Below are 10,002 nucleotides of genomic sequence, written 5' to 3'. Positions count from 1 at the left end.
TGAGTAGTTTTACAGGCAAAGCCGAAACGGATGATAACCACCTACTGAAGTAGGTGGTTTAGGGCTGAAAACAAAAAGCCCCGAGCATAACTCGAGGCTTCTTCTTAATTGAATCGCTTAACGAAAATTATTTCGCGCCACGAGAAGCACGCTTACGGTCGCTTTCCGTTAGGAACTTCTTACGGATACGGATGCTTTCAGGCGTTACTTCTACTAGCTCGTCGTCATCGATGAATTCTAGTGCTTGCTCAAGAGTCATCTTGATTGGCGGAGTAAGAACCTGTGCGTCATCTGTACCTGATGCACGAACGTTGGTTAGCTGCTTACCTTTCAGTGCGTTTACCGTTAGGTCGTTGTCACGGCTGTGAATACCGATAACCATACCTTCGTAAACTTCAACACCGTGACCGATAAATAGACGACCACGCTCTTGAAGGTTGAACAGTGCGTTAGTTAGCGCTTTACCCATCGCGTTCGCGATTAGTACACCGTTTACACGTTGACCGATGTTACCGCCTTTGTGAGGGCCGTAGTGATCAAACGTATGGTAAAGAAGACCTGAACCTGAAGTCAGTGTCATGAATTCCGTTTGGAAACCGATCAGACCACGTGATGGCATAACGAAGTCCATACGTACACGACCTTTACCGTCTGGAGACATGTCTTTCAGCTCACCTTTACGTAGGCCGATGTTCTCCATGATGCCGCCTTGGTGCTCTTCCATTACGTCGATAGTTACCGTTTCGAACGGTTCCATCAACTGACCATCTTCTTCTTTGATGATTACTTCTGGACGAGATACTGCTAGCTCGAAGCCTTCACGACGCATGTTTTCGATCAGGATAGAAAGGTGAAGTTCACCACGACCTGATACGCGGAATTTATCTGGATCGTCTGTTTGCTCAACGCGTAGTGCAACGTTGTGTACCAATTCCTTCTCAAGACGCTCAAGGATGTTACGTGACGTTACGAACTTACCTTCTTTACCCGCGAATGGGGACGTGTTTACTTGGAACGTCATCGTTACTGTTGGTTCATCAACAGACAATGGTGGTAATGCTTCTACTGCGTTTTGTGCACAGATAGTGTCAGAAATTTTCAGCTCGCCAAGACCAGTGATTGCGATGATATCACCCGCGTTAGCTTGTTCCACTTCGTGACGCTCTAGGCCAAGGTAGCCCATTACTGTACCCACTTTACCGTTGCGAGTTTTACCGTCAGCACCAATAATGGTTACCTGCTGGTTTGGTTTAACGCTACCACGAGTTACGCGAGCCACGCCGATAACACCAACGTAAGAGCTGTAGTCTAGCTGAGAAACTTGCATCTGTAGTGGACCATCAAGGTCAACATTTGGCGCGTCAACAACATCAACGATAGTTTGGAATAGTGGTTCCATGTTCTCGCCAGTTTCGCCTTCTTCTAGAGAAGCCCAACCGTTAAGTGCTGATGCGTAAACTACTTTAAAGTCTAGCTGGTCATCAGTTGCACCTAGGTTGTCGAACAGGTCGAACACTTGGTCCATAACCCAATCAGGACGTGCGCCAGGGCGGTCAATCTTGTTGATTACAACGATTGGTTTTAGACCGTGAGCAAACGCTTTTTGTGTTACGAAACGCGTTTGAGGCATTGGACCATCAACTGCGTCAACGATAAGTAGTACAGAGTCTACCATCGACATGATACGCTCAACTTCACCACCGAAGTCCGCGTGTCCCGGAGTATCTACGATGTTGATACGGTAATCGTTCCAGTCGATTGCTGTGTTTTTAGCAAGAATGGTAATACCGCGCTCTTTCTCGATGTCGTTCGAGTCCATGACTCGCTCTTCAGCTTCACCGCGAGACTCAAGCGTGCCTGATTGTTGTAGCAGCTTGTCAACCAACGTGGTTTTACCGTGGTCAACGTGCGCGATGATCGCGATATTTCTTAATTTATCAATCTGTGGAGTAGCCATGGATATTGATTCACTTAGATAGATGAAATGCCCCCACGCTGAGAACGGGTGCTCTCTGGCGACATTTGCTGATTAAAAAAACGGCCATAATGTACCAGATTTTAGCAAAAAGCCTAGAAATATGTGATCTACTCCCGAGCATTTCTGCGATTTTTACGCTTAATGCCCATTTTCTTCCTCAGAACGAATTGATTAAACGCAACTTTATTCTAATCGATGCATAATTCAAATTGACTCTTGCTCAAAAACTGGGCTGAATACGCAATGTACCTGTCACATTATGGTGCAACAATGATTTTTAGCACCATAATAGTGCAATCAAAGATCATTTTGGTGCAAGCAACTGCACCAAACTAGCATTCAAAAACACAATTGCTTGAAATTAATGGAATATTTTTTTTGGCACGGTTTTGGCTTTAGTTAAAACAGCATCGATTAATGAAAAGTCAAATTGATTAATCAATGCCAGGTTTCATGAATAATTCATAAATCGAGCTTTTACCGCTTATTAACACTGGAGGTTATCCAAGATGTCAGTAGAAAACGTTCTATCGCTGATCCAAGAAAACGAAGTTAAGTTTGTTGACCTACGCTTCACTGATACAAAAGGTAAAGAGCAGCACATTTCGATCCCTGCTCACCAAATCGACGCAGACTTCTTCGAAGAAGGTAAAATGTTCGATGGTTCATCAGTTGCTGGCTGGAAAGGTATCAACGAATCAGACATGGTAATGATGCCTGACGCATCTTCTGCTGTGCTTGACCCATTCACGGAAGACGCAACACTAAATATCCGTTGTGACATCTTAGAGCCTGCAACAATGCAAGGCTACGACCGTGACCCACGCTCTATCGCAAAACGCGCTGAAGACTTCATGCGTTCTACTGGTGTTGCAGATACTGTACTTATCGGTCCTGAGCCAGAATTCTTCCTATTTGATGACGTGAAGTTCTCGACAGACATGTCAGGCTCTTTCTTCAAAATCGACGACGTAGAAGCGGCATGGAACACAGGTTCTGACTACGAAGAAGGTAACAAAGGTCACCGTCCAGGCGTTAAAGGTGGTTACTTCCCAGTAGCTCCAGTAGATTCATCTCAAGACATCCGTTCTGCTATGTGTCTAGTAATGGAAGAAATGGGTCTTGTTGTTGAAGCGCACCACCACGAAGTGGCAACGGCGGGTCAAAACGAAATCGCAACTCGTTTCAACACGCTAACAACCAAAGCTGACGAAATCCAAATCTACAAGTACGTTGTACACAACGTTGCTCACGCGTTTGGTAAAACAGCGACGTTTATGCCTAAACCACTTGTTGGCGACAACGGCAGCGGTATGCACGTTCACCAGTCTCTAGCAAAAGATGGCGTAAACCTATTTGCTGGTGACAAGTACGGCGGTCTATCTGAAATGGCGCTTTACTACATCGGTGGTATCATCAAACACGCTCGTGCAATCAACGCATTCGCTAACCCATCAACCAACTCGTACAAACGTCTTGTACCAGGCTTCGAAGCACCAGTAATGCTAGCTTACTCAGCGCGTAACCGCTCTGCTTCAATCCGTATCCCAGTGGTACCAAGCCCGAAAGCACGTCGTATCGAAGTTCGTTTCGGTGACCCAGCGGCGAACCCATACCTATGTTTCGCAGCAATGCTTATGGCTGGTCTTGACGGTATCAAGAATAAGATCCACCCAGGCGAAGCGATGGATAAAGACCTTTACGATCTTCCAGCTGAAGAAGCAGCAGAAATCCCAACTGTTGCATACTCACTAAAAGACGCGCTAGCAGAGCTAGATGCTGATCGTGAGTTCTTAACAGCGGGCGGCGTATTCTCTGACGACTTCATCGATTCATACATCGACCTTAAGTCTCAGGACGTAGAGCGTGTGAACATGACAACTCACCCTGTTGAGTTCGAACTTTACTACTCTGTGTAAGGTCGACACTGTGTAAAATGTAAACACAGCAATAAAATATTAGGCTCGCCTCGCAGGCGGGCCTTTTTTGTATTCGCCAGTCAAGCTTCGACGTTTAACATGAGAGGATAATAAAAGTACACTTAGAATTTTTCCTTACAGGTCAAAGAGCTAAGCCATTGAAACGTGAAATCATCGAACAAGAGAAGGTGAGCAATGAAAGTTCAGCTTATTCCATCACTGTGTGCACTCAGCGGATTGTTAATCGCCTCTATCGCCTTCGCGCAGGTCGCGTATACGTGGGTAGATGAAAATGGCGTGGTTCACTTTAGTGATACGCCAAACAAAGGAGCAAAAGCGATCGCACTGCCAAACCTTGAAGCCAGCGCACCAGCTCCTGAGGTAGAAAGTACTGAATCGCTCGCACCTCAGACTACGCCATCTACTGCATCACAAAACAAGCCAGAGAAAACAACCGATCAGCCTCTCCCATTACAACTCTCGATGCTGACTCCCAAGCACAACGAGACCATCCGCAGCAATCGAGGCATCATCAATATTCAATTAGAAACCAATCGCAAGCTTGGTATCGGTGAGCAATTGCAATTGTTACTCGATGGAAAACCTTATGGTGCACCACAAAACCATATAGTGTGGCAGTTAAACAATATTGACCGAGGCACTCACACACTTGCTGTGCACGCGAAAAGAAGCGGCAAGCTTATTGCATCTACTAGCCCTATAACGGTGCATTTACATAGAGCAAGTGTTAAGCCGACCGTAAAAGGGGCAAAATAGAATATCTGGTGAAAAAAATTACATCACAGCGATGCTTTTCACTTTTTCTTCTAAGATTTATTCGCCATACTTAACGTTCAATTGCACCATTATTGTGCATCGCACAATCTTAAAGCAAAACAAGGACGTAATGTGGATACCAGTCTTCCTAGTGCCATTCTCAACAATATGGTGACAGCAACGCTGATTCTTGATGATGGATTGGCCATCCGTTATGCCAATCCGGCTGCCGAATTGCTGTTTTCTCAAAGCGCCAAACGAATTATTGAACAATCACTTTCTCAATTGATTCAGCATGCGTCGCTGGATCTCGCGCTGCTCACTCAACCGTTGCAAAGTGGCCAAAGCATCACCGACAGTGACGTCACTTTCGTTGTTGATGGCCGCCCTTTAATGCTAGAGGTGACGGTTAGCCCTATCACTTGGCAAAAGCAGTTGATGCTTCTGGTCGAGATGCGCAAAATTGATCAGCAGCGCCGACTCTCTCAAGAACTGAACCAACACGCCCAACAACAAGCAGCGAAGCTGTTAGTCCGAGGGCTTGCACATGAGATTAAAAATCCGCTTGGCGGCTTACGCGGTGCGGCGCAATTGCTAGAAAAAATGCTGCCAGAGCCCTCTCTCACCGAATATACACACATCATCATTGAGCAAGCAGACCGTTTAAGGGCGCTCGTGGATCGATTACTAGGACCGCAAAAGCCAGGTAAGAAGACACAAGAGAATCTGCACCAAATTCTTGAAAAGGTTCGCCAACTGGTTGAATTAGAGTCACAACGCTCAATCATCATTGAACGAGATTATGACCCAAGCTTGCCAGAGATTTTGATGGATACAGACCAAATCGAGCAGGCAATGCTTAATATCGTCAGCAACGCCGCACAAATTCTTAGCCATCAAGAGCACGGGAAAATAACCATTCGCACCAGAACGGTGCATCAAGCCAATATTCACGGCAAACGCTGTAAACTCGCTGCTCGTGTCGAAATCACAGACAACGGCCCAGGTATTCCACCGGAACTACAAGACACGCTGTTCTATCCCATGGTCAGTGGCCGCGAGGGAGGAACTGGATTAGGGCTATCTATTTCGCAAAATTTGATCGACCAGCACAATGGAAAAATAGACGTAGAAAGCTGGCCTGGTCACACAACATTTACTATTTATCTGCCGATCTGAGTGCGCTAATGGACTTCAAGTCGCGTCAGTTTTTCGGTTTGCTGCAAGGATTACTACATGAGTAAAGGATATGTTTGGGTCGTTGATGACGACAGTTCAATTCGCTGGGTAATGGAGAAAACACTCTCCTCTGCCAACATCAAATGTGAAACCTATGCCGATGGAGAAAGCGTGTTAATGGCGCTCGAACGCGAAGTGCCGGATGTTCTAGTATCAGACATTCGCATGCCAGGTATTGATGGGTTGGAGCTACTAAAGCAAGTACAGCGCGATTACCCAGACCTTCCCGTGATTATCATGACCGCGCATTCAGATTTAGATGCGGCAGTGAATGCGTACCAAAAAGGTGCTTTTGAATATTTACCAAAACCTTTTGATATTGATGAAACTTTAACTCTGGTTGAACGAGCCATTGCACACAGCCACGAAAACAAACGCGAGCAGCTCTCTCCAGAAGACATTCCAGCAGAAACGCCTGAAATTATCGGTGAAGCACCAGCGATGCAAGAGGTGTTTCGCGCCATTGGTCGTCTTTCTCGCTCCTCTATTTCAGTCTTGATTAACGGTGAATCGGGCACGGGTAAAGAACTCGTTGCTCATGCACTGCACCGTCACAGTCCACGTGCTAACAAACCTTTCATTGCGCTCAATATGGCGGCAATTCCCAAAGACTTGATTGAATCAGAACTGTTTGGCCACGAAAAAGGCGCGTTTACGGGGGCAAACAATGTTCGTCAAGGACGATTCGAACAAGCCAATGGCGGCACTCTATTTTTAGACGAAATCGGCGACATGCCATTGGACATTCAAACTCGTTTGCTACGCGTTCTAGCTGACGGGCAGTTTTATCGAGTGGGCGGTCACTCTCCGATCAGTGTCGATGTACGAATTGTCGCGGCAACACACCAGAACTTAGAAAAGCTGGTGCAAGAAGGTGACTTCCGTGAGGACCTCTTTCATCGCTTAAACGTGATTCGCGTGCAGATCCCGGCACTGCGTGAGCGTAAGCAAGACATTGAAAAGCTTACACAGCATTTTCTTATCCGTGCGGCTGATGAGCTTGGTGTGGAAACAAAAACTCTCCACCCATCGACCGTGGAGATTCTTAACCGCCTTGATTGGCCTGGCAACGTTCGTCAATTAGAGAATATTTGCCGTTGGTTAACCGTTATGGCCAGTGGTAGCGAAGTGTTACCAAATGACTTGCCAAGCGAACTACTCGAAGAGAAAAAATCCATTTCAGACTCTGCACATGGTAGTTGGCAAGAACAATTGGCGGATTGGGCACGGCATTCACTCGCAGCAGGAGATAAAGAACTACTTTCTTACGCTTTACCAGAATTTGAACGCATTTTATTAGAAGCAGCCTTAGAGCACACTAAAGGTCATAAGCAAGATGCCGCTAAAGTATTAGGCTGGGGGCGAAATACACTCACCAGAAAATTAAAAGAATTGTACTGACAATCACTTACGTGGTGCGTTAACAACGAGCGTCGTTTGTCACTCGATATTAATAAAAACATCAGTACAATTGTGGCGCACCACCATCTATGTGATTAGGCGATGTCTACTGCTACGACTCAAATTACACTGCGTACTGCTGTTCTGATTCCATTTGTCATGATCTTCTTACTGGCGATCGGTGTCATTGTCTACGTCCAAAAACAAAGTTACGAAGAAGTGGTCACGGATATCAGTGACAAGCAACTTTCCGTGTTAACCGAAAGTGTCCACGACCACCTCAATAGCTATCTACGTAAGCCTTTTACTGCGGTTATGGCTCTCGCGCACAACGTCAGCTATCACAACCTTTATCGCCCTCACGATACCTCAGACATTCAAAACTACCTGCTAAGTGCATTCAAAAATCTTTACCAATCGATACCGCAGTTGGATGTAATCGCATTTGGTTCAGAAAACGGCGACTTTGCAGGCTTTCGCCGCGAACTTTCCGACGATTACACCTTAATGGTGCAAGATCGCCACACCGATGGTGATCTGGTTATTTATGGAACCAACCATGTGAGTAACAACATTCGAACGGTTATCTCCCAATACGATCCTCGCACTCGCCCATGGTATAAGCCCGTTGCAGAGAGCCAAAACGCCACTTGGTCTGAAATTTATACCAACGCTGATGAACGCCAGGATATTACGCTATCAGCCATGACGCCGGTGTACAAACACGACCAATTTGCTGGTGTTTTGGTGACAGACATTCGTATCAATACATTCAACGAATTCCTGCGCGAGTTAAAATACAACACTAAAGCGTCGGTCTACATCATGGACCCAGATCATCGTTTAATCGCTCACTCAGGCCCGGGAAGCGTCATCTCATGGGGCACAAAATTTTCGGATAAAGGGCAGCGTTTGCTTGCCGCTGAAAACGCAGACCCGATCATCAAAATCAGTGCGAGCCGCGTCCGGTCTTTCGATCTCAACAACACCAAGCAACCTTATACTTTTTCATTTGAACATGATGGACAACGTATTTTCAGTCGGCTAACCCCGTATCGAGACCAAGATGGCTTAACATGGTTTATTGGCACCTCCATTTCGGAGTCCGAGCTTCTCGGCCTGTTACCAAAAAGCCAGCAAGAGAGTTGGCTCGTTGGCATTATTGTAAGCCTATTTGGGATCGCCATCAGTTGGATCATTTTCAACCGAGTTACCAGACCAATTAACGCGACGGCCGCCGCCGCTCAGCACCTGGCAAATGGGGATTGGGATAGCGGCATGCCAAAGCCTGGTTATGTGTATGAGACAACCGTACTGGTTCATGCTTTTAATGAAATGGCGAACAATCTAAGAGCTTCATTCAAAGCATTGCGTGAACAGTTAGTTTATGACTCTCTAACACGCTTATATAGCCGTCAGGGTTTGGTCGAAATCTGTGAAAATCAGTCTCATCTTTGTCACGGCAGTTTATTTTTACTTGGTATCAACAAATTTAGAGATATCAACGACAGTGTGGGTCATCACAACGGCGACCAGTTGTTGGTCAGCATCGCTGAAAGGCTAAAACAGCAGTTTCGTGACAACGCATTATTGGCTCGGATTGGTGGTGATGAGTTCGCGGTGTTTCTCTCAAATGTCGACACTGAAACCAAAATTAAACAAACCGAGCGTCGATTACAGCAACTCTTTTCCACCCCATTTATGGTGGAAGGCGAGAATGTAGTGATGAAGATTTCACTTGGTATTGTACAAACCCAGCCAAACGAAACCATGCCTTTATGGTTACGCAACGCCAGCATCGCATTAAGTTACGCTAAACAAGACTCACTGACTGGTGTTTGTCACTACAGCCCAGAACTAGCGAGCGCTTCAAAGTTTCGTACGCAAATGCTGACCAAGATCCAAACTGGCATTGAAAACCGAGAGTTTATTCCTCATTACCAACCGATTGTGGATCTCGTCAGTGGCACAGTGTGTGGCGCCGAAGCACTTGCGCGTTGGCATAGCGACTCAGGTATGGTGTCACCATTAGATTTTATCCCAATCGCGGAAGAAAGCGGCATGATCAAAGCCATCGGCCAACAGATTCTGTTACAAGCTTGTCGCGACACTTACCAAGCGATCGAAAGCAAACAGTGGCCGTCGGACTTCCAACTGCATGTGAATATCTCCGTTAATCAACTATCTTGCCCAAGTTTTGTTGATACGGTGATAAGCGTATTGGATATCACGAAATTACCAGCAAGTAACCTCACACTAGAGATCACAGAATCACGTATCATTGATAGCGCACCGACCACACTAGAAAATATGACTAAACTGCGTGAAATGGGTATTGGTATCGCGATAGATGACTTTGGCACCGGCTACTCATCACTGGGTTACCTCCACTCTCTGCCGTTTACCTGCTTGAAGATTGATCGCACCTTCATCAATCAACTCACACAAGAAAACTTAAACAGTTCAGTCGTCGCTGCCGTCATCAATATCACAGCAGGTCTCAAAACTAATGTCGTCGCGGAAGGTGTCGAGGATAGCAATCAAGCACAATTACTGCGCTCTTTAGGCTGTAATCAGGTGCAAGGCTTCTACTACAGCCGCCCTATGCCACTAGAAGAATGGCCAACACATTTGGTGAACATGAAGTAGAAAAGAGCGAGAATCGTTGATTTCCTAGTCATCCTCTAC

General features: G+C 46.1%; 6 protein-coding genes. 5 read left to right on the top strand and 1 reads right to left on the bottom strand.

Features of this window, described 5'->3' with window-relative positions; translation table 11 throughout:
• Positions 1-127: 127 nt before the first annotated feature.
• Complete coding sequence (gene typA / locus R7R24_RS18955) at positions 128-1,957, bottom strand: translational GTPase TypA (protein WP_005379276.1); 1,830 nt, start codon at positions 1,955-1,957, stop codon at positions 128-130.
• A 530-nt stretch (positions 1,958-2,487) separates the two neighbouring features.
• Between typA and glnA the strand changes: the two genes are divergently transcribed.
• From glnA to R7R24_RS18930, 5 genes are all read left to right on the top strand, one after another.
• Complete coding sequence (gene glnA, locus R7R24_RS18950) at positions 2,488-3,897, top strand: glutamate--ammonia ligase (RefSeq protein ID WP_005379275.1); 1,410 nt, start codon at positions 2,488-2,490, stop codon at positions 3,895-3,897.
• 195 nt (positions 3,898-4,092) lie between these two features.
• Entirely contained in the window at positions 4,093-4,674 is a 582-nt protein-coding gene (locus R7R24_RS18945; protein ID WP_042522597.1) for a DUF4124 domain-containing protein, read from the top strand.
• Between the two features lie 132 nt (positions 4,675-4,806).
• A complete protein-coding gene (gene glnL / locus R7R24_RS18940; protein ID WP_017821940.1) occupies positions 4,807-5,853 on the top strand; it encodes a nitrogen regulation protein NR(II) in 1,047 nt (348 codons plus the stop codon).
• A gap of 57 nt (positions 5,854-5,910) precedes the next feature.
• The gene (glnG, locus tag R7R24_RS18935) at positions 5,911-7,314 is read left to right on the top strand and encodes a nitrogen regulation protein NR(I) (RefSeq protein ID WP_017821941.1); all 1,404 of its coding nucleotides are present in this window, start codon (positions 5,911-5,913) and stop codon (positions 7,312-7,314) included.
• Between the two features lie 102 nt (positions 7,315-7,416).
• Complete coding sequence (locus R7R24_RS18930; protein WP_054579550.1) at positions 7,417-9,963, top strand: EAL domain-containing protein; 2,547 nt, start codon at positions 7,417-7,419, stop codon at positions 9,961-9,963.
• Positions 9,964-10,002 lie beyond the last annotated feature (39 nt).

It is taken from the genome of Vibrio sp. 704 (assembly GCF_033339295.1).
This window is presented reverse-complemented; position numbering and strand designations above follow the sequence as displayed.